Here is a 23,123-nt window from a genome sequence, read left to right as displayed (position 1 = left end):
CGCGAACACCACTTCTGTTTGTCGAGTGAAGTTCGATCGCAGATTTCGCGCGAATTGCATTCGTGAGTGGCCGGTACCGACTTCCGAGCAGACCGTCATGGATGCTTGCCCATCGGCTCAATTGGGTCGCAAGTACGCATCCGCTTGCGGTGCGACCGGTCACTCGCGACCGCCGACCTGCGAATGTCAGGAAAGCGACCCGTAGCCGCCTGACCAACGCCGATAATCGAATGACGGCTCCGGCCGATAACACGACGAACAAGATCGTGGGCTGAACGTCCCTTAACGGAGGATACTGTTGAAAAAGTCGTAGCGCGTCGCCCGAACACCACGAGCGAAAAATTCGACCTCTCAGATCGCCCCACAAACCGCTCGCGAGCATCGGTTAAGGGTAAAGCGACCCATGAAAACCGGGTTAGAACGACCGTCACCGACTTTTTCAACAGTATCGGAGTGAAGCGGCCGTTCTAACGTCCGCCTCAGTATGCGGTCGACCGGCCGTTCATGGCCGGGTACTGCCTCATGCGATTGGCATGGACTGCTCGCATCTCATGTCGCCGCGATCGGCAGCACGCGACCCATTGCGGCCGGTCATGCTATTTTGGGGCCATCGGCAAGTAACTGAATAGTACGGTCATCCGTGCTGGCTTCCCGTCGACCGTTCGGCCGAAGCGCATGTGTTGAATGTTCATGGAACGGGACTGTGATTCGAGGAGCGACCAGTCCTATTGGATATCGGTAACACATGTGTCTGCAGCTACCAGTGTTCGCGACGATCCATCTCCTTTCGAATACGGCACCGGCGGCTGCACGGAGCCGCCGGTAGAGCCTGATTTATTTAAGCGCGTCAGCGATATCGGGCGATACCGGCTCGGGCGCTGCATGAGCCGTGCTGACGAGCGCGCTACCCGCGATCACGGCTTGCGACTGAATCGAGATGCTCTCCCGCAGCGTGCCACCCGCAGTGGCCACATGCGAAGAGGTGAAGGGATTGCCGCGCGCGATGTAGTCGTCGATATCAACTTCGATTGCAAATATGCCGCTTGCGCCATTGCTTTCGACAACCAGCCGGACAAAATTGACGGGGACGCCCTTGAGGTCATCGTCCAGTATCCGGTTGAGGATCTGGTCACGAACGATTGACGAGCTTGCGGGACTCTGGTCGGCCTGGATGGTATTGCGAATATGGACTATGGCAAGGCGGTCCGGTGTGTCGGCAAAGGCGATTCGATACTGAATCGCGCTTGGCCGGCCAGATTCGTCCGGATAGACGAGTTCCAGAAACGGCGTTTGATAAGGCATGCGAAACTCCACGAGAATGGTTCTACCGGTTCGGTCGAACGGGCAGAACCACCCTACGGATCGCATCTGGAAGTCAAGTTGCTAACGCACTTACCTCAATGGTTGCTCGCAGACGCGTGACCGTGCGCTGACTGGTCAGCCCGAGAAACCGGCTCACTTCTTCGTTGGTACGCCCGGCTAGGAGTAGGCGGCGCGCAAAGGTATTGCGCAGCACGCGCGGACTCATGTCAGGCGCAGTGAAACCGATCGCGTCGAGCGCGTCGCGCACGATGCCGCCCAGAAGAACATCGTTGATTGGTCTGTCGGTGGTGCGCGGTGCTGGAAAGAGCAGCGTTTCGTCCGGAGCTGGGTGATATCGCTGCCAGGCAAGCAGCGCCGGCGTGCTGAAATCGGGGAGCGCTACGATGCGATCGAGGCGGGGACCGCGCTTTGGAACACACAGATGCGGCCGCACGCCGTCGAGGGTTATGTGACTTGCGCGAGTAGCCCGCAGTTCCGCGGCGGTGATACCCACACCGAGCAGAAGGGCGACAACGGCCCGGTTCCGGGTCATGCGAGCGTCATCGCTCGCATCGGCCTGGACATACGACTGGAGCGCCGCGTCTGCGGCGGGATCGAGAAAGAGCGGTTGCGGTTCGTCATCCGGCCACGCAGCGGCCGCCAGGAAAATCGCCGCCGGGTTGCTCTCGCGTACGCCGACGACGGCAAGATGCCGGCACAGCCTGTCGATGAGTTTGGTGTAGCGCAGGCGCGTGGTGGTGCCGGGTGCGCAGCGATTGTCGACGTCGCTGAAGAACGACTCGAGGTGCTCTGCGCCGAACGTGGCCAGCGTCGTGTTCCGGAGGGAAAGGTGCCGCACAAAGCGGTCGAACATCGCCTTGTGCTGGACGATCGAGCGCCCGGAGAAGGGACGGCGGTCCGCCCCTGCGGCTTCGGTCGCCTGCCAGGCGAGATACGCAGCGTGCGGGTCGGTATTCCACCAGATCGGGATATCCATAAGCCTTGTACCTTATATACTGGATTGGCGTCCCCCCCAACCAGGCGAATCTGCGATTCGCCATCCTGTCTATAGGGAGAAGGGGTACTCCCGCTCCCGTAAACGCTCACCATCGCCTGCAGGCATTCTCTTGGTCCGCCTTGCACGATCCGCACGGCACACGACACCATGAGATTGACCGGAAGCTCGAAATCCTCAACGAGAGAGCCGCGCCCGCACACCGAACCCGCAGCTGTCCCGATTGACGGCACGCGATGGAGCAAGGGAGCAAGGGAGTCAGATGGTCGCGATAGCCCCAGATGTCTTTCCCAAGCGCCGCTGCGAAGCCAGTCTCAAAAGCGGTGCCGCAGTCCGGTTCGCCGGTGCCGCGAAAGTCGGCGACGTTTGCCATCACTACATCCGCACGCCGGATTGCCGCAAGATTCGCGCGATATATCCACCTCGCTTTCGCCACGGGCGACAATCCAACCGGCGCGACCGAGTCTAGCGGAAAAATGCCCTCGAAGCCAAAGCTGGCGCACAGGCGTTGCAACGAGCGACCGTATTCAGCTGCGTCAACCCTGAAAACATCGAAGCCCGCAAGGTAGATCCGCTTGCGGTCCGCCGCATTCGTACCCGCCGTCACTCTTTGATGCGGAAGAGTTCGAGGTCCTTGCCCTTCAACCACAGCGGTGCGCGGCCGCGGCCGCTCCAGGTGTCGCCCGTTTCCGGATTCCGGTACTTTGCTGCAATAGCCTGGCCGCTGCCTTTGCGTCGTTTGCCGAAGATGTCCTCCGGGGTGAAGCCGAAGTCAGCGACCGTCTTGCGCACGTCCTCCAGAGCGGCCGCTGCCTCAGCTCGTCGGGCCTCCTCGATCTGCTTTTCCAGCATGTGTTTCTGCGCCAGCAATTCCTTGTATCGGACCATCGTGCGAATCTCCGTTCGTGGGTAGTGGCCGGATTTTACCTGGCTTTGCATCATGTCAAGCCGGTACCGTCGTTAGCGGAAGATCTCTCTGCAACAGCGGCGCGCGTATTGGACGGTTGGCTAGTTGTCGGGCGCCACCATTCCTGAAAAGTCCACCCTTGAATTTAAGACGTTTTTTCGAGAAGAATGGCACCGGCGGATCAGCACATGCCACGGAACGTGAAATATCCCTCGAGCTCTGCCGCCTTAAATAAAAGAACCCAACGCACGCGAGCGAAATCCACAAGGCCTCGTTGTCGCAGATGGATTCGCTGTCAGACGGCCGCGACTGATCCCTTGTCGCCGGTCAGCGACAGGCAAAAATCGGCCAACTACGGCCGGTGGTTCATTGTGCTCGGACGACCGCTCGCATAGCAGCTTCGGACCGTGACGATCGGTTCGGAACTCCACTGATGCGTTCTTTGCACCAGCGAGATTGCCCGCAGCCTGTTCCTCGGGGCCGCCTTATTGTCGGGATCGCCCCCCCGGTTTTCGCGATCGGCGCAGCACGACTTGAAAAGCCGACCGCCAGCATCTAACGTTCTTCGCAGGCTCCCGAGGTGACGGCCATGGCAAGAATCGAAGCAAAGCTGGTGGAGATGGGACTGACGTTGCCGCAGACGCTACAGATGCCTGCAAACGTAAATATGTCATTACCATTTGCATGGGTGCGCGTGAGCGGCACACGGGCTTTTGTCTCAGGACACGTGCCGCTCAACCTCGATGGGACGATTGCGCAACCGGTCGGTAAGGTCGGAGCCGAAGTTTCTTCAGACGAAGGCTACGCAGCAGCACGCCTTGTGGCGCTTGCACAGTTGGCGAGTCTTCAGAAGGCGCTCGGGGATCTGGATCGCATTACGGCCTGGGTACGCGTCTTTGCAATGATCAACACAGCGCCCGGTTTCGACCAGATGCCACGGATCGCAAATGGCTTCTCGGATTTGATCCTTGAACTGTTCGGGCCGGATATCGGTATGCATGCTCGGTCAGCCGTCGGCGTCGCGCTCCCTCTAAACGTGCCCGTCGAATGCGAAGCGGAAGTTGAGATTGACGGACTGCGCCTGTAATCCAGGATTGCCGCCGAGAGCCGGTCTCATAAGCACGTGTAGGAACCATCGTCTCGGGTCGATCCAAGAACAGACAGTCAGGGACAGCATCTGGGTGACTCAGAAGGGTCGTTCAGCGACGGTCGCGCAGCCGGCCGAGTCCTCGCAGGAGGTGTCGGCCGCCCGGATTTTTTCACGAACTGTGTAAGTAGTTTTTCACTTACCTGGCACAGATTTCACTTTGTGTGGCACCCGGCATCAGCGGAGATGCGCACGGCCTATGCTTGTCGATGTGGCGCTCCGGGGCGCCGCGGAACGATTCCCGGCGGCGACGGGTATAGGGCGGTCCCTGGCGAAAGACATCCCCCGATGATCGCCCACGTCCTCAGACCGCCTTGCTCGCCGGTGGACTGCGACCAACCGAGTTGTTACGACTCGAAAGGCGGCGCCTCTTTGAGCCACTCCTTCAGTTCGACCCGCTCTGAAAACCTGGGAGCGGCAAGCCACGCCGTCAGTTCGACGCTCCAGTTTTCCCACGCGTTTTCGTCGAGTTCGAAGTCCTCGTCGAGCCGGTCGCCGCCGTCCTCCCGCAAATACAAGCCGACGACGTGGCGGCCATCCCAATAGGCGACCGCGAAATCGGTTAGCTCGGCAGTCGTGCCCCTCGGGAGGTCTCGGAGGAACATGCCTAACTGCGCCACGAACGTGTGATAGGTTGCTTGCGTCATATTTTCCTCCCTACATCAACGCACCGGCTCCACTTCTGCCTAAGCATACGTCCGGACCGCCACCTGGTCGCCCCTTTGCACCTGCTCGACGGCGGAGATCTAGGGGCTTCGACTAGCGTGCACCGCTGTGCCGTAGCATAGAACCTCGGATATGCCCCTTGCGATTTCCGTTGCATCGTAGCGCATGCCGACGATCGCGTTTGCGCCTAGAACCTCGGCCTCCGCTACCATGCGTTCGTAAGCGTCCCGCCTCGCCCGCTCGCACAGCGACGTGTACAGCGTGATATTGCCGCCGAATATAGTCTGAAGAGACGCGCCAACGGCCCCCACAACGGATCGCGACCGAACGACGATTCCCCGGACGATGCCAAATGAGCCTTCTATCCGGTACGACGGGATTTCCAGTGTAGTAGAAACCAGGTGCCGTTCAATCACCGCTTTCTCCTCGTCGGGCGTGTCTTTCCGTTCGCATGTCAGTCAACCTTGACGACTTCGAGCTCGTACTCTGGCATCCAGTCGGAGCCAGCGCCACCGTCGCTGGTCACGACGCCGTTATCGAGTTGGTCGCGGATCTGTTCCTCAAATTCTTCGAGCGAGGCGCAGTCCATTTCTTCGAGTTCCGCATCCGAAACTTCAATCCTGATGATCACGTGTCTCTCCTTTGCGCCGGACCCACCGGCTTTTCCTAGCTGTCCGACAAACACGCTCGATGGAACAACGCGCCTAAGCCGTTGAGTTCGATGAACCAAAAGTCGAAGCCGGCTCCCTTCGCGCCTTTGAACTCGTTATTCCACGGCTCGTTGGTGTACGAAGCGATGCCCAAAGACACCAAATGCTCAATGTAGGTGTACACCAAGTCGGGTTGCGCAAGTTCTTCGGGGCGAACAGCAACGGCTTCAAGGTGTTGCTTTTGATTATCCGACAGGCCCGAAGTGTTAATTAACGCTGCCCTCTCGTCTTTGAGCAGGACGGCTACGGCCTTCTGTGGCGGTCGCATGTAGGCCGATGTTTGAGCAGCGGCGATTTGCTGGATCAACACGGCTTCGTCTGGCGCGAGCTGGCTAACGATTTGTACGAATGCAGGATGAGCCTCGCCGACTCGCTCTCGATCCATCGCACGAGCCAGAAGGCTAACGAACATATCTCCGACGATGCTTTCCTCGTCGTGGAATCTAAGCTGCTCCGCAATCGGCAACGCCAGCGACTCAATCGGGGCGATTCGCCGATCTTCTGGTACGCGATCAATAGATTTGCGGAGATGTTTCGACAGCCTGTCTTGAAGGGCCGCAGTGTATTGCAGCGGGAAGAGCACTAAGCGAAGCGTCTTCACTAGGTCCTGGCCTATCTTTCCCGTTTCCTTCAAAGCGCCCGATACGGTGTCGTCATAGGCTGCCTTAGCGACCTCTGGCGGGATCGCCTTAATAAAGTCGAGTTCATCCATGTGTGTTCCTGTCGCTGTTTTCCATGCTGCGCGGCCGTAACCGCCTTTCCCTGTTACCTGCCATCGCGAGAAGGAAGACGTGTGACGCCGCGCAGCAGAAGACCGCCCCAAACGCCTGCGGCGATGCAAGCGAGGATCACGTACTTTGTTGGGAGACCATAGCGAAATTCCATCACTGGGTAGTACGCTCTACACCACGTACTGCCTGGCTCGTAGTCGCAGGGGAACGTGGGGATGTATAGCACCTCCATGAACCGGGTCCAGAAACCCAGATCACCGGACCAGCCGGCGGAAAAAAAGAACGCAGCTATGCCGAACACGAAAGCGCCCGCGATAACCCATGCTCCTACCTGCCTGTTCCGGTCCATGATTGCCCCTTAGTTACTCGTCGGCTTTTCCTAGCCAGTAGCGGCTCTTAGTGTCCGGTACGATTGTTTCTGTTAATCCGTGGCGGCCAGTTTCGCCGGACCCACAGAGGTCAGCGATTGGTAACGCTGGTCTTGTGTCATCGGCGGTTCATCTGGATGAGTCGCTTCTTCATCCGTGAAGAGGAACGTGCCCGAGAGAATATGACTCGCAATGTCATACGCGACCGTCTTGTCGCGAGTGTGCAGATATGTCGCTATTCCGGGGTAGTCACGATCGTACATGCCGACCAGATACGGCTTGTGATCCGAATGACTGATGAAGCTGCGTTCCATCATGAAACGCACCCGCAGATCGTTACTGCCGTGAAAACGCACGACCTTGGCGTAACGATGCAGGAGAGACGTACCGCCATGCTTGTGGCCAAAGTCGCCGTGCGTACGGAAATGCACAGCGTCATAGGTCGAACCCGATTCCAGCCGGTAGGTCAGCACACGTTCCCATTCCCGATAGCCCGTGTTGAGTATCGAGTTGTTGGAGCTATGTGCCAGTCCCAGCAGAATGCGACCGATCTCATCGACTCGGAGATCGGTCAACGAATCCCAAGGTTGGAACTCCAACCCCAAGCTTTCTTCGATAAAGTGTTCTTGCTTCGGGTACTTTTGATCAGGGATATTAGTCAAATCCATGGTTTTTCCTTTGAAATAAAATCGTCCCTCACAGTTCTACGACCTTGGCGAGACCACGCGCGGCACGAGCCCGCGGCCAAGGCTCCCACTTGAGGCTACGGAAGTCGATCGGCAGGTCGCTCGTCGACGCGTAACGCACCGGATTACTGCCACGCGGCGTCCACACGCCCGGCTTGTTCACTCTAGCGAAGCGCGTCACGCCGACGACGATGCGCTTTTCGTAACCAGGCTCCTGGAGCATGTAGATGCCTCCGCCGATTTCCCCGACGAAGAACGCTGCCCCGTGCTCCTCGTTCCCCTCGGGCGGATCTTGGTGATCGTTGCGATTGCGTGTGGCGATTACATATTTGCATCCACTCACTCGCCCGGCGTTGGCGACCCAGTATGCAACGCCTCCGCGGCGGACAATTTCGTTAATGGAGTTGGCGGTCAACACCACGAATGCATTTTCACTTGTCTTTGCCATCGTTTTCCTTGGTACGCGACTGGGGCCGCTTTTCCTGGTAGCCACCGGCCATCACCGCGCTCAGCAAAGCAGCGCACGTGAGGGGCAAGACCGTCAGACGCCATTTGCGTAGGCTGATGCCACATGCGCTCACCGCAATGAGGCCGACGACTTCAACGGCACGAATGATGTTCAAGGTGGTCGCAACCCTTTTCCTAGTCGGTCCGTTTGTTCAACCGCGAAACCAATTCAGCGATCATCGGATCTCGATCATCGATCGTCAGGTCGATGCCCTCAGACTCACCAACGGCACTAGACACCATGCGCAGAACCCGGCTGTGCGGCACGATCGCCAGAATAGGATTTCGAATGACGTGCCACGACTTCATGCGCTCATAGGCTGGCGGTATTCCAAGTTCACGCATAGCGAGCGACATCAGCAAAAGCTCCTGTACTTCGCTCAGGTTAAGCCTCGTGAGGCCTCCGCGTAAGTCCTGACAGATTGCTAGAGCGCGACCGACAACCTTGGACTGTGTGGCATTGTCCAGCTGGCCGAAGGTTAGCTTTGCAACCACAGCATTGTTCGCAGCCTTGATCGTCCTTCCCAAGCGAACATACCATCTCAAGACGCTGAGAATGGCGATAGCAACTAGAACGAAGATCAAGGTACGTATCTGCCAATCCTTTAAGTGTTGCGACTTTTCCTAGATGGGGTCATTGGGCAGCCACATCAGCGCTCCATCGCTCTCGTTGCCGGCGATGGTCGTCCAGGTGCGCCCTTGCTCGTCGACCGCTACACAGCCGGGTTGCCAGTGCTCCGGATTGCGCAGCTCGTTGACCCAGCTTTGCACCTTGCCATCAAACAGCACGATCACGCCACCTCGCCCGACATACCCGTTTTCCTCTCGCCAGCGGCGCGCTACTTCGATCAGTGTCATAGGGCTTTTCCGAATCCTTAATGAGCTTCCATTGTAGGATCACCATGATAGCTGCCTAGGAGCTTCGAATACTTCTTTGCCAATCCTTCTCTTTGGAGCAGAAGAAGGCCGACAAACATCCGCGCCGTCTGGTCCGTGATGACCTGAGCGCCGGTCGCGATGCGCTTCACGCTGACGTCCGACAAGCCCAGCGCGGCGGCTGTTTGGGCGTGGGTCCATCCCAAGTCTGCCTGGATTTCCTTGAACTGTGCTGGCGTCACTGACTACCTCAATCTATCGCGAGCTATGGGTATCATGATGATGCGGAAGATCGTTGCGAAAATCCACCGACGAAGTATCACAGTGATAACGACAGTCCCGGCTAATTCTTGAGGCCACACAACAGCTTGGCCCACACGCGGCACCTCCAGTAGCGTCTTTTCGAGATCGGAATGAGTGCGTTTTGCTGCCTGTTACGAGACGGTTTGTCGCTTACGAGGTTGAAACGGGTCGCAACGGGCCATGGTTCGGGCGTTCCTCGGAAAACGCGCCGCGCGTCGCGCCGCTTCTTTGGAGCGCTGACGCGCAACCTGAGGAGCATAGCTCTGCAGGGCCGAGCGGATCCCGTGGCACAGCCGACGCTTGCCCGCTCATTCTTCTACATGGGCGCGACTGCGGAGTCTCCGAGCAATCCCGCCAAGGTTTTTGCGTTGCGTTGTCCCTGGTCCTCGAAATTGTTGTTCAGCACCACGTGCGTGCGCGCCGCAAGCGCGGATATCCTGTTGATCTGATCGGCGAGTTCCGCAAGCTCCTCGTCGCTGTAGTCGTAATTGAAACGATCGCTCGCAGCGCTGGCGTCCTTGATGTTCCAGGTCTCGTGATTGCGGCCATGCAGTCGCACGAGCGCCAGTTGATCGTTCGTGACTTCCCACACGGACGGGATGCTGTTGCCAGAGCCTTGCGGCTCGTCGACGATCACGTTCACCAGACCGCGCTCGCGTTCAAAGGCGAGGGTGGACGCCGTGTGTTTTTCGTCGAACCAGGATTTATTGCGGAACTCGACGGCCATCGTGTAGCCGGCCATGACATCAGCGCAGTGCGCGACGTGCTCCATGTCCTTCGGCGCGCTCGTCACCCACGGGGCGAACTGGAAATGCACCGCGCCAAGCTTCCCCGCTGCACGTAGCGGCTGGATCGCTTCCAGATAGCGGCGCCACAGTTCGGCCCGAATGTCGTCGGGCACGTCCTTGTAATACAGGTTCTTCTTGCCGTTCTGGGGCAGTGCGGGCTGCATGTCCTTCGGGAACATGTCGCGGGCCGTCTGGTGGCCCGTGAAAAGACGAAAAGCTTTGATATTGAACACGAAGTCTGCGGGCGTGCGCTCGACCCACAGAACGGAGTTTGAACCGCTGGGCATCGCGTAATAGCTTGAGTCGACCTCGACTATCGGAAACTGGCTCGCGTAAAAGCGCAAGCGCGCCTCGGCGCTTGTGCATCCAGGCGGATAGAAGCGCTTGCTTTTGATCAGCGTCGGATCGGTCCAGCTGGCGGTGCCTACACGTATGTTCATGCCAGGTCTCCTCTAGCGGCTTCAGCAGAAGTTGCGGCTTACGGTGTGAAGTTCGCCCAACAGGTCAGATACATCAACCAACCGGTGAGCGACCAGGTGTCTGACCTCGCCCTGGCGTTGCCACACGCCATACACGGCGAGCAGCGACGCACCGAGAGCCTCGCGGCGGAATTTCTCAAGCACCGACTCCCACACGATGACATTCACCGAGCCGGTCTCGTCCTCGAGCGTCATGAACATCACCCCGTTCGCGGTACCGGGTCGCTGCCGCACGGTGACGATGCCGCAAGCACGCGCGAGCTGCCCATTACGATATCGCATCAGCGCGTCGGCCGGCACCAGACGATTTTCCAACAGCCGCGGTCGCAGGAGGGCGAGGGGATGGCGGTTGAGCGTCAGACCAGTGGACCGGTAATCACCGATGATATCTTCACCTTCGGTGGGCGTCGTGAGTTCCGCCGCCTCTTCCTCGCGCGCGGTACCGCGCAGAAGGTCGCGATCCGGCACGGCGGCCACAGCACTCCACAATGCCTGCCGGCGATTGCCCGCAAGCCCCGCTAGTGCGTTTGCGTCGGCGAGCACCTGCAGATCGTGCCGGTCGAGTTGCGCGCGATTTGCCAGATCGGTAACCGTGTCAAAAGCGCGGACAGCTCGTGCGACTTCAATGCGCGCGGCAGCCTCAGCCCGCATTCCACGTACAAGCGAAAGTCCGAGACGCACCGGTGCCATTGACTCATTGCCCTCGAGCGATGAGTCCCAGTTGCTCACCGTAACGTCGACGGGAAGCACGCGGACCTTATGCCGCTTTGCATCCTGCACCAGTTGCGATGGCGGATAGAAGCCCATCGGCTGGCTGTTGAGCATCGCACACAGGAAAGCTGCTGGCTCATGCCGTTTGAGCCACGAACTCGCGTATACGAGCAGCGCGAAACTCGCGGCATGACTCTCTGGAAACCCGTACTCACCGAAGCCTTGAATCTGCGCAAAGATCGACTCCGCGAACTCCCGATCGTAGCCGCGCTCGAGCATGCCGTTCACGATCCGGTCGTAGTAGTGCTGCAGACCGCCCTTGCGCTTCCAGGCGGCCATCGCGCGGCGCAACTGGTCGGCTTCGCCAGCGGAAAAGCCGGCAGCGAGCATGGCGACCTGCATGACCTGCTCCTGGAAAATCGGCACGCCGAGGGTACGGGCGAGCGCCTTCTCCACGTCCGGGCTCGGAAACGAGACGGGTTCGAGCCCCTGCCGCCGACGCAAATAAGGATGCACCATGCCACCCTGCACCGGGCCCGGCCGCACGATCGCGACCTCGATCACGAGGTCGTAGAAGACACGCGGCCGCAGTCGCGGCAGCATGCTCATCTGAGCACGCGATTCGATCTGGAATACGCCGACCGTGTCAGCACGGCAAATCATTTCATATGTCGCCGGATCTTCCGGCGGTATGTCCTGCAACTCGAAGGGTTCGCCTCGTTGCTGCGCGACAAGATCCAACGTTCGGCGGATCGCGGATAGCATACCGAGCGCGAGAATATCGATCTTCAGCAGCCCAAGCGCTTCGAGATCGTCCTTGTCCCACTGGATCACGCTTCGATCCGGCATCGACGCATTCTCAATCGGCACGAGGCGCGACAGCTTGCCTCGCGCGATCACGAAGCCTCCGCTGTGCTGCGACAGGTGCCTCGGAAAGCCGAGCAACTGCATGGCGAGCGTCGCCCATTGCTGAACCATCGACGTTTCCGGGTCCAAGCCGCTTTCGGCAAAACGCTTGAGCAGGTCCTGACTCGAATCGAACCAGTGATGCGCTTTTGCTACACGGTCGACGATATAGGGGTCGACACCTAGCGCCTTGCCCGATTCGCGGATCGCGCTGCGCGGCCGGTAGGTCGTGACGGCAGCTGCGATCGCCGCGCGCGTGCGCGTGTACTTCGCGTAGATGTACTGGATGACCTCCTCACGTCGCTGATGTTCGAAGTCGACGTCTATGTCCGGCGGCTCGCCGCGCTCTTTGCTGATGAATCGCTCAAACAGCATGCTGCTGCGCGCGGGATCGACTTCGGTTACCCCAAGGCAATAGCAGACTGCGGAGTTGGCGGCCGAGCCACGCCCCTGGCAAAGAATCCCCGCGTTGCGGGCGAAACGGACGATGTCGAAGACGGTGAGGAAGTACGGTTCGTACTTCAGGTCGGCGATCAGTGCGAGCTCATGCTCGATCTGTTCCTGCACGCTGTGCGGGACGCCTGCGGGGAAGCGCCGGTGCGCACCGACATACGTTTCCTGCCGCAGATAAGCGGTTGGCGTCGTTCCGTCCGGCACCAGCTCGTCCGGGTATTCGTATCGCAGTTCATCGAGCACAAAGGAACATCGACCCGCAACGTTCAGCGTTTCTGCGAGTGCATGGCGTGGATAAAGATTCGCCAGCCGCAACCGCGAGCGAAGATGCTGTTCCGCGTTCGGCGCGAGATCAAATCCACACTCGGCGACCGGTCGTCCAACGCGAATCGCCGTGAGTGTGTCCTGCAAAGGCTTGCGCGAGCGGACGTGCATCAGAACGTTGCCGGTCGCGACCACGGGCACCTCATGATGTCCGGCGACAGTTTCTACGACGTCGCGGTGAATATCATCCATTGCGCGCGCGAGGAGCGTCAGCGCGACCCACGTGCGCCCAGGAAAAGTCACCGATGCCCACTCCACCTGAGCCTCGAGCCTCGCCGCAGTCGCCGGAAAATCCGGGACTACTATCACGAGACAGTCGGACAGGCCGCGAAGGTGAGGGTAGGGTGGTTCACCGTGATCGAGATCACGCGGTGTCAGCAGATATGATCCCTTCGCGGTGCGCGTCCGTGCGAGCGTAATCAGTTCGGACAGGTTGCCGTAACCCTCCCGGTTCTGCGCAATGACAATCAGATTGATCGCAGGCGACCCGTCGGCATTGGTCAAGCAAAACCGAGCGCCAACCAGCAGTTTGATGCCGGCCTCTTTCGCGGCGACATGCGCACGCACGATACCGGCGAGCGAACATTCGTCGGTGACCGCAATCGCTTCGTATCCGAGTTGCGCCGCGCGCACCGACAGTTCTTCCGCATGCGAAGCGCCGTGCAGAAACGAGAAGTTGGAGGAGCACTGCAACTCGGCATAGCCAGGCAGGCCGAACAACGAGGTATCCATGGATAGTCAGCCAAATAGCCCATGCAGATACCAGCGTGCTTCTTCATCGTCACGACTGCCGACACGCTCCCGATAGATCCAGTAGCAGACGGCATCGTCAGATTCAGCCACGAAGTAATCGCGAGTGACGAGTTCGCCACCGAACCACCCGGCCTCGACTCGCTCGCCAGGGGAGACCATGCGTAACGGCGTTCCGTAGAACGGGCGATGCGCGCGCATCAGCAGCTTCACCGGCTTCTCAAGCAACCAGAGCGGCCGCGGCATATCGCCGGGCGGCGGTGCCCATTTCGTCCGGTCTGATAGCGGCACCCAGCGTGCGGCCTCTTCCGGCCGGTGATCAGCTGCCGGTGCTGGTCGCAGGACATTCTCCGCGCCCAGACGGGCGACGAGCAGCTCCATCAGCCGCGCATGATCCGCCGACGAGCCGCCTGGATCAGGAAACAGGGAATCAGAGGCGGGCGCCGCGGCCTGAACGTCGCGCGTCTCAATGCTTATCGCGATCACGGCGGCGGCCAGATCGACGCGCGACAGCCGCTCGCGCAGCAGCCGTACGAGGTGATCCTCGCGCCAGGTCGGCTCGGCCAATGCTATGTCGATGGTCGTTGGTTCGATCGCCGCGCGGCCGCGTTCATGCTCAAGCACAACGAAAAACCTGACGATCGCCAGTTGCTGGTTCACCAGCCAGCCAGTCATCTGCACGATCAGTCGACGCGCAGCAAACAGACAGGCCTCGGCGTGTTCGATGCGATCCGGCATCTCGATGCGCGTCGCGAAGGTCGGCGGCAGTTCAAGCCACTCGTGCACCTCGGGCGCGGTGCCCGTCGCACGATCCAGCAGATCAACCAATGCGGTGCCGCAACGCTTCCTGAGCCCCGCGCGTGGAAGCCGCATCAGTTCTCCGAGCGTCTGGCACCCGATCCCGGTGAACCAGTCGGCGTATTTTCGGGCGGGTGGCAGCAACAGGATGGGCAGGGCTGACAACACCCGCGAGAGTGAGCGCAGCGAGAGGGCGCGACCGCCGCCGTTTCGGGCGAGCAGCCACGCGCCTTCGCCGGTTGGCGCCACGCCGAATGATGCGGTGACGCCAATGGTCTCGGCGACACGCTTCATCGCCTGTAGGAGCGCACGCACTCCTCCGAAGAGTCGCAGACTTGCGGAGACGTCGACCAGCACAGTGTTTTCAGACGCGGGCGCAACCTGTGGCGAAAATTGCAGAAGCCCTGTGGCCAGCGCAACGGTCGTGTCGTGCTCGCGTCCTGGATCGCGCTCGCACAAGCGCGCATGCGGCGCCAAGGTCAGCACCCCTCCTTTGCGCATCCCCGGCCGCACGCCCGCGGCACGTGCGCCGCCATCGAGCGCGACGACCCGCTCGCGATCGAGCACGACCACGCCTGCGCCCGTGTCAGGCGACCACTTCGGCCGGAACACTTCGAGGTACAGCAACGGGAGATGGACGCCGATCCACACTTGCATTTCGATTTACATTCAGGATGGGCGAGGGGGAGAGTGGTGCAAAGAGTGGATCATCGCGCCGTGGCCCACGCCGCTTGACGAACTCCAGGTTCACGCCATCGCGCGCCGGACGAATAGCGAGTCTCAGTGGCGCCGGCGACGCGTCACTCGCCGTTGCTAGCGGACGCATCATAAAAAACAACGTGTCGGACGCTTGTGCGGCAAGATGCAGCCTTCGAAGTGACTCCGGCCGGACGTGGGTTTGCCAGAAAATCAATGCGGCACACGTCCCGGCACGCAGAACCTGTTCAGCCGCCCACAGTGCATCAGCTGTCTTTTCAGCGCGCAACACCCGCACATGTTCGGCGGACAGACCCCACCACGCCAACGCGGCAGGCTGCACGCGATGCGGCGGTTGCAAAAGAATCACAGGTCGCCCCGCGACTGCGGCGAGTGCGGACCGAAGAAGGCGAATTTCACCGCATCCCGTCTGCTGGATGAGGAGATCCGTTAGCGTCCCCTGGGGCCAGCCACCTCCTGGCAGTTCCGCCGCTAATTGCATGTGGCCGCATGCGACTACGCGTGTGTGGCCGCCTCCGAGTTGGGAGGCTCGCCACAAAGCCGGATGAAGGCTTTCCGGTGAGATCAGTGCCGAACGCATCGCACACCCCGAGTACTGTATAAAAACACAGTATAGCGCGTAGCAAATCAAATTGATCGACCATCACCAGATGGCTTCCACGCCTTGGCAATGGCGACAGCTTATGCATTGGCGTATCCAATGACTATTGGGGCCAAATCTGTCGCGTGGTCGCTCCCATAACCGTTGCGCGTACGGACACGTGTTAAATTCTCGTTCAAATCACCTGACAATTTGCCATTTGCCCGCCTCTATGTCCTCAAAGAAAGCTCTCATCGCCATCGGCGCGGCCCTTTGCCTCGCAGGTTGTTCAAGTAAATCGGACCTGAACGAAACAAATTTAGCCGCTGCTGTCAGCAGGCACTTGAGCTCAGCACCGCCGCGCTGTATCGCGAACGTCGATTGGCCATTGCTGACAGCACACAATGCAAAGGACCCGTTCAGCATGGTCACGCAAGGAAGGGCATTAGCCACGATCGGACTTGTCACCGAAAACCCCACGCCAAGCTCCCCGGGTTACGTTTTGTTTTCGTTGACTGACGAAGGCAAGAAACTCCTCACCAAACAGGAGATTCAGCCGGACCCTGAACATTTTGTGCACGGTGCTTTTTGCTACGGGCGGCCCACACTCGGCAAAGTGAGTGGCTGGGAGCCTCTAGTTAAAGTTGCTGACTATGAGGGCACAACGGCGCACTACACATACACCGTGAGTAATGCGCCCGCGTGGGCAAAGCGACCGGAGATTCAAAAGGCGTTTCCACAGCTTGCGAATGATTTGAGCGGGAATGGACAGGAAAAGTGGCCCGTCCAGCTTGTAAATGGGCAGTGGGAGCCGCAGTCGATGTGAGCAGTTCCGGATTCCTGTTGAACGATTGAATACGGGGTCGTCTCAAGATTCGGAGATTTGCGCACGCGTGCGACGTGGAGTCGCGCCGGTTATTGTCTCGGCCCGCAAGGAATGGTGAAACCCATTGTTCCCTCGGCGATAGCCGCCCGAACAAATGCAAACCGCGGCCGCAGGCAGGCCATCGGCGCACGTACCCGGTTCGCCGTCCAGCGTCACCGCCTCGGCCAGCACGGGCCGCGAAATCGCCCTCGCGGTCGCTGCATTGACAACGCCGTGCGCGAGTGCGTCGCCATGACTTGCCACCAATGCACGCTCGTCTGATTGAATTCTTTTGCGATCCGGCACCCACCTTAATATTCAATTCGCATTAAATCAATTTCCGATTTTGCAATTCCTCATAATTATCTGATTGCTTTGGCAGTATCGTCATACGTAAAATCGCGCGAGAAAGCAGAAATAATCAGATAGAGAGGCGGTATGAGCACGCAGGACGTAATCGGGGCAATAACTGGCGGACTGTCGCAACAGGGCCGTCTTCTAAAACTGGATACTCCGGCTGGCAACAACGTATTGTTGCCCCACCGTGTCGCCGGGCGCTCACGGATCGGCCGCGATTATTTCTTCCTGCTCGACTGCGTATCTACCTCGGGCGACGTTCAGCTCAAAACGCTGATCTCCCAAGCCGTTACCCTCTGGATCCAACAGACTGATGGGTCTTATCTGCCACATCACGGCTATGTGCACACGGCTCGCCGGCTGGGAGCAGACGGAAATCTTACAAGCTACCAGTTGGGCTTTTCCTCGTGGATGCACTTCCTGAAGTTCCGGCGCGACCAGCGACACTGGCAGGACAAGGCAGCAGACGAAATCATCTCGGACGTGTTCAACCAGCACCCGCAGGCAAAGGGGATGTACCGTTTCGCGCTGTCGAAACCGCTGCCGGCGCGCTCATATTGCCGGCAGGACGAGACTGACTGGAACTTCGTGCACCGACTCCTGGAGTCTGAAGGCCTCTATGGAATCTGGCAGCAGGCAGCCGACGGCAAATCGCACACACTGGTCATCACTGATCGCCTCGAAACACTCGAAACTCTCTCGCCGGCGACGGTCGGGTTTTATCGTGCAGGCGTGAGCAGTGAGGCCGACGCGCTCACCCAGTGGTCAGGCACGCGGACGCTTCAATCCGTGCTGCTGTCGACGCGCACCTTCGACTACAAAAGCCCGTCTACGCCCTCCAGTCCCAAAGGTACGTCGGTGCCGACGATGGCGAATCAGGGTGCGCTGCCCGCGCAAACCGAAGTCTACGAATATACCGGTGGCTATACGTACCCGGAACAGGACCGTGGCGATCAGTTGTCGAAGATTCGCATGGAGGAATGGGAGTCGCAGGCCAAGCGCTTTCACGGCGTGGGTAGCCTGCGCGCGATGGACGCGGGCCGGCGCTTCACACTGACCGGTCATCCCGAGCATGACCACGACGCCGCGGACCAAAACGAATTCGCGAGCATCGAAGTCGAGTGGGTCATCGAGAACAATCTTCCGCTCGCCGGACACGAAGCGAACTACCCGCACAGCCTGAATCATCAGCTCGCGCAGGCCCGCACCGACGATCCTGGCCAGAACTTCAGTGTGAATCACGTGGACGGCTCCACCGGGTTCTACCGGGTCGCCATTGAAGCGCAGCGTACAACGGTGCCGTATCGTAGCCCGTTCGAACATCGCAAGCCCGAAGCGAAACTGGAATCGGCGATTGTGGCCGGGCCGAAGGGACAGGAGTGCTACACCGATGAACTGAACCGGGTGAAGGTGCTATTCATCTGGGACCGACAAAACGAAGGCGACGAACGTGCATCGTGCTGGGTGCGTGTGGCGCAGTCCGATACCGGCGATGGATATGGTGGCGTGCACATGCCGCGCGCGGGCGAAGAACTGCTGATCGGCCACATCGGCAATGACATTGACCGCCCGATTGCGCTTCATCGCGTCTACAACGGCGCAAAGAAACCGCAATGGCATTCGAACGGTCTGCTTTCCGGCTATCAGTCCCAGGAATACGGCGGAGGCGGTGGCTATAACCAGCACGTCATGGATGACTCTACGGGTCAGCCACGGATGCGGGTCATGAGTAGCCACGGCATGAGTGGTCTCCATCTCGGCTACCAGATCGTCCAGGACGGCAATTCACGTGGCGCGTACACGGGCAGCGGGTTCACCCTGCGCACCGACAATGCAGGTGCCGTCCACGCGGGCGAGGGACTGTATTTCAGCACGCATCAAATCAGCGCCGACGGTCAGCCGCTCGATACCACCGCGCCGCGCGAAATCCTGGCGCGTGCGGATCTACTCGTCGAGTCGTTGTCCTCCGCGAGTTCTACCGCCAAGGCCGAGGATATGAAGCCTGGCCGCGAAGCGCTTTCACAGTTCGCGAAGGCGACCCAGCACAGCAAGGCGGGCGTGGCCAAAGGCGGTAATACGGCAGGCGGCGGGACAGGAAACGCAAATGCCTTTGCCAAACCTGTCATGCTCGGATCGAGTCCAGAGAGCATGGGTTTTACCACGCACGCGTCGGCGCAGATGGTCGCGGACGAGCATCTGAATTTCGTCAGCGGCAAGGACACGTACTGGGCCGTGGGCAAATCGCTGGTTGCGAGCGTCGCAGAAAAAATCAGCGTGTTCGTCCAGCGTGCCGGTATGAAACTGATCGCCGGAAACGGTGCGATCGACATCCAGGCGCTCACCGATCAGCTGCGATTACTCTCCGAACTCGGCCTGACGCTCAAGAGCAATAACGGCAGCATCGAGATCGACGCGAAGACCGAGTTGATGCTCAAGTGCGGGGGCTCATACATCCGTATTACCCCCGAAGGAATTGAGGACGGCACGCGCGGTGCACGCACAATCAAGTCGGCGTCGTTCAGCCGGCAGGGTCCGAGTTCGGTGGCCGAGCATATGAATAGCCTCGAGAAGCCGGCGTTCAACGATAAGTATCTCTTGCGCGACCGGATCACCGGCGACCCGCTCAAGAACCACCCTTACGAGATCGTGCGTGGGGATGGCACACGCCTGAGCGGAGTCACGGACGAGCTGGGCCATACGGTCGAGCAGAAAAGCACCGATATCGAAACCGTGGTGATCCGGGCGCTGCGGCCCAGCACGAGCAAAGCATAAGCGAGAATCCATGAGCGAAAATCAGCCCGACAATTCGGGTACGCAGGGGCAGCCGTCCGGCGACGACGATGCCGAACAGGAAGTCGTCCGCCTCGCGTCGCAGACCGATGAGGACGGCCACTCTTCCGCCCAGGCGCCCTTGACGCCGGCCGACGACACCCGCGCCAAGGAGACCTTGCACGATCTGCGCCCCATCATTCCCGTGATTTTCATACCGGGCGTGATGGGCTCGCCACTTGCCGCCAGGGACAGTGGCGACGCGGCATGGTCCGCACCAAATACCGACACGATAGGTGCATCACTCGGCGCGTTGTGTTCGCTCATCGCGGGATGGTTTCGCAGCGCGTCGTCGCGCGAAACACTTTTCGATCCCGAGAGTGTCATGGTGACGCCGCTCGGTCCGATCGTCGACCTTGGGGAGAAAGACCCGATTACCGAGAAGGAGGCGCGACGCCGCGGCTGGGGTTCGGTCTATAGGACCGGCTATCAACCTGTCCTGCTTTGGCTCGAGCAACAGTTGAACAACCCGATGCTGCTCGGCAAGCCAGAAGGCGCGTGGATCGACCCCGATCCCGAGGGCGAGAAATGGGCACTCCATCCCGTGCTGGGCACCGATCCGAAGACCTACGGCGCCATTGCTGCAGCAGGAAAAGGCCAGGTGATCGCACCGGACTCCGCGGAATTCAAGAAATTCGCCAAGTTTCGCTATCGCGTATATGCGATTGGATACAACTGGCTGCAGTCGAACGACCTTTCGGGGCGTGACGTGGTGAATGGTCAGGACGTCCCCGATCCGCAGACAAGGAAGACGACACGGCTGATGGGCGTTACCGAGATCTGCAAGGAAAACGATACGGGCAAGGCCATTATTCTGACGCACTCGATGGGTGGGCTGGTGGCCCGCTTCGCGGTGTTAAACCATGGGCTCGAAGGTCTTGCGCACGGCGTATTTCATGGATGTCAACCGGCCACCGGTGCTCCTCTGGCGGCAAAGCGTTTCAAGACAGGCGGCAGTCCCGAAGGCGGTATGAATGGTTTCATCAATGGCAGTCTGCTGGGGCGCGATGCGGACGAGTTCATGGCGGTAATGGCGAACGCACCGGGACCGATGGAGCTGACGCCGATGCCGGATTATCACAATGGCGCGCCGTGGTGGATTTTTGCGCGGCCCGACGGACAGGTGGTCATGCAGTTCCCGGAGCACGGCGATCCGTATAACGATTTGTATGTGAATCCCAAGTGGTACGGTTTGCAGCCGCCCGACAAACAGCTCGATCCCGCTGGGATCGTCAAGACGCGGCTCAATGCAGGCGGGCTTCAGACAAGCCTATCGGATTATTATCGATCGACTATGGAGACCGTTGTAAAGAACCAGAGCCATTTGAAGAATCATTACCATGGCAAGACATATGTTGCCTACGGCGAGGGCGGTCTCGACTTTAGGCCACCACAGTCGAGCGCGACGACAGAGGCCAGCGACACGAGCAAGCCTGGCATCGAAAAAGGAGACCCGACGAAGAATCTGTTGACGTGGGGTAACGCAATCTGGACCGGAGATGTGCCATCGGACGTGCAGGCGCCTGAACTTCAGGCCGCAGTGTTGCTGCACGACTCGGGCAAGGGCGAGATCCGCGTGCTTCTGGAGCAACGCAAACTGAGCATCACGTTCACCGTCCAGAAGACGAACACGTTGCCGGACGTGAATGCCAAGACTGACTGGTCGCAGGTGGCAACGAAGACAGGAATCATCCGCGGCGACGGTACGGTGCCGGTGTGGTCGGCCGATGCGCAGGCGCGCGGGTTGAAGCCTGAGGTGCCTGGCGATCCGGCCAAAGGAGTTCAGATGGCGTTCGTGCAGGGCGGATACGAGCACATGACCAGCTACGCGCACCCATGGACTCACTGGGCGATACTTTACAGTGTGGTCCAGATCGTCAACGACATCTAGGTGCCGGGAACATGTTAATGGTTCGCCTCTTTCGCCCCCTCATTCTGCTGGCAGGTCTTTGCGCCTGCTCTCTTGCGCTTTCCGTGGAACCAACGATGAACAATCCGCTGCTGTCCAAAGTGCGCCCGTGGTGCATCGGCCGCCTCGTATTCGACCGGCCCGCGTCGAGCGAGATTTCGAATCAACATTACGCGTACAGGGGAGACAAACTCGAAACAACTCACAATGTCTCACTTGATGTCTATCGCACCAAAGTCGAGGCGCGGGAGAACGAACTGCGTACGAAGCAACGCTATAACCCCGTCAACCTGGATGAGAAAACCGGGAAGGCCTGGCTGGAGAAGGCATTTTCGCCGGTCAACGATTCGCGGTTTTTTATCTACCAGGAAGGCGTGGCGAAAGTCGAGATGCCTTTCAGAACGGATGGTTACCTCTTTGCGGACCACACACTCTTTCATACCGCCGGCCTCATGGGAGCGTCGGCTCTTGGTAACTCCGAGAATATCTACAGCGACACCTACAGGCGCATCAAGGCGCGAGACAACTGGACAGTGCCGACGGAGTCGGGGTTTTGCTTCGACGGCGGGATCGTCACCGGATCGTCGACCTACACGGAAGAAGTCAGCCAGTCGTTTGCGCTGCTGCCGGGCCGACCTGCACTGCTCCTGATCAAGATGCGAGATGCGGTCGAGCAGGATCAAGGTCAACCGCTCACCAAGAATCTGTCCGAGCTTCGCGCACAACTCGATCGAATGCCTGGCAGCTATCGCATCCTGCGCAAGGGCAAGCGCGTGGTGGCCGGCATGGACGCCGAAGAGGTCCTGTTTGCGCTTCAGGACGGCCCGATTACGGTCTACCGTTTCTATCTGCTGGCACCGGGCAATCCTGCCACGCTTGCGCAACCGCATACCTCGATTGAACTGCTGCTGGGCACGTCTTCACGGAGCGACCTGCCGCCTGATCAGGCAACGTCGCCGGTCGATGAGGCGGGAGCTCTGCAGATATGGGACGCCCTGCTGAATAGCCTCCGGCCGCGACCGGGTGCAGTGTAGGAGCGTAAGATGCGGCGTTACGACATTGTGAAAGGCGACAAAACGACGGTGGGTGGCGTCGTGCAGGGTGGTGACGGTAACGACCTGCTCGGCGGGCGCGAGCAGGCCTACGAAACCGATCCCGTCCTGTGCCCGGTCTGCAAGACCGTTGGGTTGATCAAGTGCGAGGGCGCGCGCATTTCCACGACAGGACCAGACGGCCGGCAGGCGGCACTGAGCGATGATCTGTGTGTCTGTCAGTGCACACCGCATCCGCGTCTTGTGCCGTCGCAAACGACGTCTTACGTTGATGTGTAGGCGCAGCTGCACGCTGACCCAGCGAACCGATAACGACTACCAAGGAAGGTGACGTGATAATGAAGCGCATATTCAGTCTTATGATGCTGCTGGCGATCGTGGCAACCA

At 59.7% G+C, this 23,123-nt stretch carries 24 protein-coding genes; 6 read left to right on the top strand and 18 right to left on the bottom strand.

Annotated features, from left to right (window positions below; all coding sequences use genetic code 11):
* Window positions 1–834: 834 nt before the first annotated feature.
* The 4 genes from PQQ86_RS39320 to PQQ86_RS39305 form a co-directional block, all read right to left on the bottom strand.
* Window positions 835–1,302 (bottom strand): hypothetical protein, encoded by a 468-nt coding sequence (locus PQQ86_RS39320; protein WP_408279650.1) that lies wholly within the window; start codon window positions 1,300–1,302, stop codon window positions 835–837.
* Between the two features lie 73 nt (window positions 1,303–1,375).
* Window positions 1,376–2,299 (bottom strand): tyrosine-type recombinase/integrase, encoded by a 924-nt coding sequence (locus PQQ86_RS39315; protein ID WP_408279649.1) that lies wholly within the window; start codon window positions 2,297–2,299, stop codon window positions 1,376–1,378.
* 106 nt (window positions 2,300–2,405) lie between these two features.
* Window positions 2,406–2,924 (bottom strand): nucleoside 2-deoxyribosyltransferase, encoded by a 519-nt coding sequence (locus tag PQQ86_RS39310; protein WP_408279741.1) that lies wholly within the window; start codon window positions 2,922–2,924, stop codon window positions 2,406–2,408.
* Complete coding sequence (locus PQQ86_RS39305; protein ID WP_408279648.1) at window positions 2,921–3,205, bottom strand: H-NS histone family protein; 285 nt, start codon at window positions 3,203–3,205, stop codon at window positions 2,921–2,923. The genes PQQ86_RS39310 and PQQ86_RS39305 overlap by 4 nt, the downstream gene beginning before the upstream one ends.
* 608 nt (window positions 3,206–3,813) lie before the next feature.
* Between PQQ86_RS39305 and PQQ86_RS39300 the strand changes: the two genes are divergently transcribed.
* On the top strand, window positions 3,814–4,311 hold the full coding sequence (locus PQQ86_RS39300; RefSeq protein ID WP_408279647.1) for a RidA family protein: 498 nt from the start codon (window positions 3,814–3,816) through the stop codon (window positions 4,309–4,311).
* 407 nt (window positions 4,312–4,718) lie between these two features.
* On the opposite strand, the gene PQQ86_RS39295 is transcribed toward PQQ86_RS39300, so the two are convergent.
* From PQQ86_RS39295 to imuA, 14 genes are all read right to left on the bottom strand, one after another.
* Complete coding sequence (locus PQQ86_RS39295; RefSeq protein WP_408279646.1) at window positions 4,719–5,018, bottom strand: hypothetical protein; 300 nt, start codon at window positions 5,016–5,018, stop codon at window positions 4,719–4,721.
* Window positions 5,019–5,117: 99 nt separating this feature from the next.
* Window positions 5,118–5,453 carry a YbjQ family protein gene (locus tag PQQ86_RS39290; RefSeq protein WP_408279645.1) on the bottom strand — a complete coding sequence of 112 codons (336 nt, stop codon included), beginning with the start codon at window positions 5,451–5,453 and terminating at the stop codon, window positions 5,118–5,120.
* A 38-nt stretch (window positions 5,454–5,491) separates the two neighbouring features.
* Window positions 5,492–5,668 carry a hypothetical protein gene (locus PQQ86_RS39285; RefSeq protein ID WP_408279644.1) on the bottom strand — a complete coding sequence of 59 codons (177 nt, stop codon included), beginning with the start codon at window positions 5,666–5,668 and terminating at the stop codon, window positions 5,492–5,494.
* Window positions 5,669–5,703: 35 nt separating this feature from the next.
* A complete protein-coding gene (locus PQQ86_RS39280; RefSeq protein WP_408279643.1) occupies window positions 5,704–6,459 on the bottom strand; it encodes an Abi-alpha family protein in 756 nt (251 codons plus the stop codon).
* 440 nt (window positions 6,460–6,899) lie between these two features.
* Entirely contained in the window at window positions 6,900–7,514 is a 615-nt protein-coding gene (locus tag PQQ86_RS39275; protein ID WP_408279642.1) for a hypothetical protein, read from the bottom strand.
* Window positions 7,515–7,542: 28 nt separating this feature from the next.
* Window positions 7,543–7,755: a hypothetical protein gene (locus PQQ86_RS39270; protein ID WP_408279641.1), complete on the bottom strand. Its 213-nt coding sequence runs from the start codon at window positions 7,753–7,755 to the stop codon at window positions 7,543–7,545.
* A 208-nt stretch (window positions 7,756–7,963) separates the two neighbouring features.
* Entirely contained in the window at window positions 7,964–8,155 is a 192-nt protein-coding gene (locus PQQ86_RS39265; RefSeq protein WP_408279640.1) for a hypothetical protein, read from the bottom strand.
* 19 nt (window positions 8,156–8,174) lie between these two features.
* Entirely contained in the window at window positions 8,175–8,624 is a 450-nt protein-coding gene (locus tag PQQ86_RS39260) for a hypothetical protein (RefSeq protein ID WP_408279639.1), read from the bottom strand.
* Window positions 8,625–8,663: 39 nt separating this feature from the next.
* Window positions 8,664–8,897, bottom strand: coding sequence for a hypothetical protein (locus tag PQQ86_RS39255; protein ID WP_408279638.1), 234 nt, complete (start codon window positions 8,895–8,897; stop codon window positions 8,664–8,666).
* A gap of 17 nt (window positions 8,898–8,914) precedes the next feature.
* Window positions 8,915–9,157 (bottom strand): hypothetical protein, encoded by a 243-nt coding sequence (locus PQQ86_RS39250; RefSeq protein ID WP_408279637.1) that lies wholly within the window; start codon window positions 9,155–9,157, stop codon window positions 8,915–8,917.
* A 377-nt stretch (window positions 9,158–9,534) separates the two neighbouring features.
* On the bottom strand, window positions 9,535–10,446 hold the full coding sequence (locus tag PQQ86_RS39245; protein WP_408279636.1) for a DUF72 domain-containing protein: 912 nt from the start codon (window positions 10,444–10,446) through the stop codon (window positions 9,535–9,537).
* A 21-nt stretch (window positions 10,447–10,467) separates the two neighbouring features.
* On the bottom strand, window positions 10,468–13,611 hold the full coding sequence (locus tag PQQ86_RS39240; RefSeq protein WP_408279635.1) for an error-prone DNA polymerase: 3,144 nt from the start codon (window positions 13,609–13,611) through the stop codon (window positions 10,468–10,470).
* 6 nt (window positions 13,612–13,617) lie between these two features.
* A complete protein-coding gene (locus tag PQQ86_RS39235; RefSeq protein WP_408279634.1) occupies window positions 13,618–15,084 on the bottom strand; it encodes a Y-family DNA polymerase in 1,467 nt (488 codons plus the stop codon).
* Entirely contained in the window at window positions 15,014–15,724 is a 711-nt protein-coding gene (imuA, locus tag PQQ86_RS39230) for a translesion DNA synthesis-associated protein ImuA (RefSeq protein WP_408279633.1), read from the bottom strand. The genes PQQ86_RS39235 and imuA overlap by 71 nt, the downstream gene beginning before the upstream one ends.
* Before the next feature lie 232 nt (window positions 15,725–15,956).
* Here imuA and PQQ86_RS39225 point away from each other — a divergent pair, with 232 nt between their 5' ends.
* The 5 genes from PQQ86_RS39225 to PQQ86_RS39205 all read left to right on the top strand — a co-directional run bounded on the left by PQQ86_RS39225 (window position 15,957) and on the right by PQQ86_RS39205 (window position 23,015).
* A complete protein-coding gene (locus PQQ86_RS39225) occupies window positions 15,957–16,550 on the top strand; it encodes an SEN1982 family lipoprotein (protein ID WP_408279632.1) in 594 nt (197 codons plus the stop codon).
* A gap of 477 nt (window positions 16,551–17,027) precedes the next feature.
* The gene (locus tag PQQ86_RS39220; protein ID WP_408279631.1) at window positions 17,028–19,718 is read left to right on the top strand and encodes a type VI secretion system Vgr family protein; all 2,691 of its coding nucleotides are present in this window, start codon (window positions 17,028–17,030) and stop codon (window positions 19,716–19,718) included.
* Window positions 19,719–19,728: 10 nt separating this feature from the next.
* Window positions 19,729–21,666, top strand: a complete 1,938-nt coding sequence (locus tag PQQ86_RS39215; RefSeq protein WP_408279630.1) for a lipase family protein — start codon at window positions 19,729–19,731, stop codon at window positions 21,664–21,666.
* Window positions 21,612–22,718 (top strand): T6SS immunity protein Tli4 family protein, encoded by a 1,107-nt coding sequence (locus PQQ86_RS39210; RefSeq protein WP_500862399.1) that lies wholly within the window; start codon window positions 21,612–21,614, stop codon window positions 22,716–22,718. Before PQQ86_RS39215 ends, PQQ86_RS39210 begins: the two co-directional genes overlap by 55 nt.
* Before the next feature lie 9 nt (window positions 22,719–22,727).
* A complete protein-coding gene (locus PQQ86_RS39205; RefSeq protein WP_408279629.1) occupies window positions 22,728–23,015 on the top strand; it encodes a PAAR domain-containing protein in 288 nt (95 codons plus the stop codon).
* Window positions 23,016–23,123 lie beyond the last annotated feature (108 nt).

Source organism: Paraburkholderia sediminicola, from assembly GCF_046026675.1.
In the GTDB taxonomy this organism is placed as follows: Bacteria; Pseudomonadota; Gammaproteobacteria; order Burkholderiales; family Burkholderiaceae; genus Paraburkholderia; species Paraburkholderia sediminicola_F.
The sequence above is the reverse complement of the archived record's forward strand: the minus strand, read 5'-3'. Positions and strand labels throughout refer to the sequence as shown.

Bases quoted from the DNA above. Each gene is read 5' to 3' on its own strand.
- PQQ86_RS39320 (WP_408279650.1), bottom strand. From the start codon at position 1,302: ATGCCTTATCAAACGCCGTTTCTGGAACTCGTCTATCCGGACGAATCT.
- PQQ86_RS39315 (WP_408279649.1), bottom strand. From the start codon at position 2,299: ATGGATATCCCGATCTGGTGGAATACCGACCCGCACGCTGCGTATCTC.
- PQQ86_RS39305 (WP_408279648.1), bottom strand. From the start codon at position 3,205: ATGGTCCGATACAAGGAATTGCTGGCGCAGAAACACATGCTGGAAAAG.
- PQQ86_RS39300 (WP_408279647.1), top strand. From the start codon at position 3,814: ATGGCAAGAATCGAAGCAAAGCTGGTGGAGATGGGACTGACGTTGCCG.
- PQQ86_RS39295 (WP_408279646.1), bottom strand. From the start codon at position 5,018: ATGACGCAAGCAACCTATCACACGTTCGTGGCGCAGTTAGGCATGTTC.
- PQQ86_RS39280 (WP_408279643.1), bottom strand. From the start codon at position 6,459: ATGGATGAACTCGACTTTATTAAGGCGATCCCGCCAGAGGTCGCTAAG.
- PQQ86_RS39275 (WP_408279642.1), bottom strand. From the start codon at position 7,514: ATGGATTTGACTAATATCCCTGATCAAAAGTACCCGAAGCAAGAACAC.
- PQQ86_RS39270 (WP_408279641.1), bottom strand. From the start codon at position 7,755: ATGCTCCAGGAGCCTGGTTACGAAAAGCGCATCGTCGTCGGCGTGACG.
- PQQ86_RS39255 (WP_408279638.1), bottom strand. From the start codon at position 8,897: ATGACACTGATCGAAGTAGCGCGCCGCTGGCGAGAGGAAAACGGGTAT.
- PQQ86_RS39245 (WP_408279636.1), bottom strand. From the start codon at position 10,446: ATGAACATACGTGTAGGCACCGCCAGCTGGACCGATCCGACGCTGATC.
- PQQ86_RS39240 (WP_408279635.1), bottom strand. From the start codon at position 13,611: ATGGATACCTCGTTGTTCGGCCTGCCTGGCTATGCCGAGTTGCAGTGC.
- PQQ86_RS39235 (WP_408279634.1), bottom strand. From the start codon at position 15,084: ATGCAAGTGTGGATCGGCGTCCATCTCCCGTTGCTGTACCTCGAAGTG.
- imuA (WP_408279633.1), bottom strand. From the start codon at position 15,724: ATGCGTTCGGCACTGATCTCACCGGAAAGCCTTCATCCGGCTTTGTGG.
- PQQ86_RS39225 (WP_408279632.1), top strand. From the start codon at position 15,957: ATGTCCTCAAAGAAAGCTCTCATCGCCATCGGCGCGGCCCTTTGCCTC.
- PQQ86_RS39220 (WP_408279631.1), top strand. From the start codon at position 17,028: ATGAGCACGCAGGACGTAATCGGGGCAATAACTGGCGGACTGTCGCAA.
- PQQ86_RS39215 (WP_408279630.1), top strand. From the start codon at position 19,729: ATGAGCGAAAATCAGCCCGACAATTCGGGTACGCAGGGGCAGCCGTCC.
- PQQ86_RS39210 (WP_500862399.1), top strand. From the start codon at position 21,612: ATGGACTCACTGGGCGATACTTTACAGTGTGGTCCAGATCGTCAACGA.
- PQQ86_RS39205 (WP_408279629.1), top strand. From the start codon at position 22,728: ATGCGGCGTTACGACATTGTGAAAGGCGACAAAACGACGGTGGGTGGC.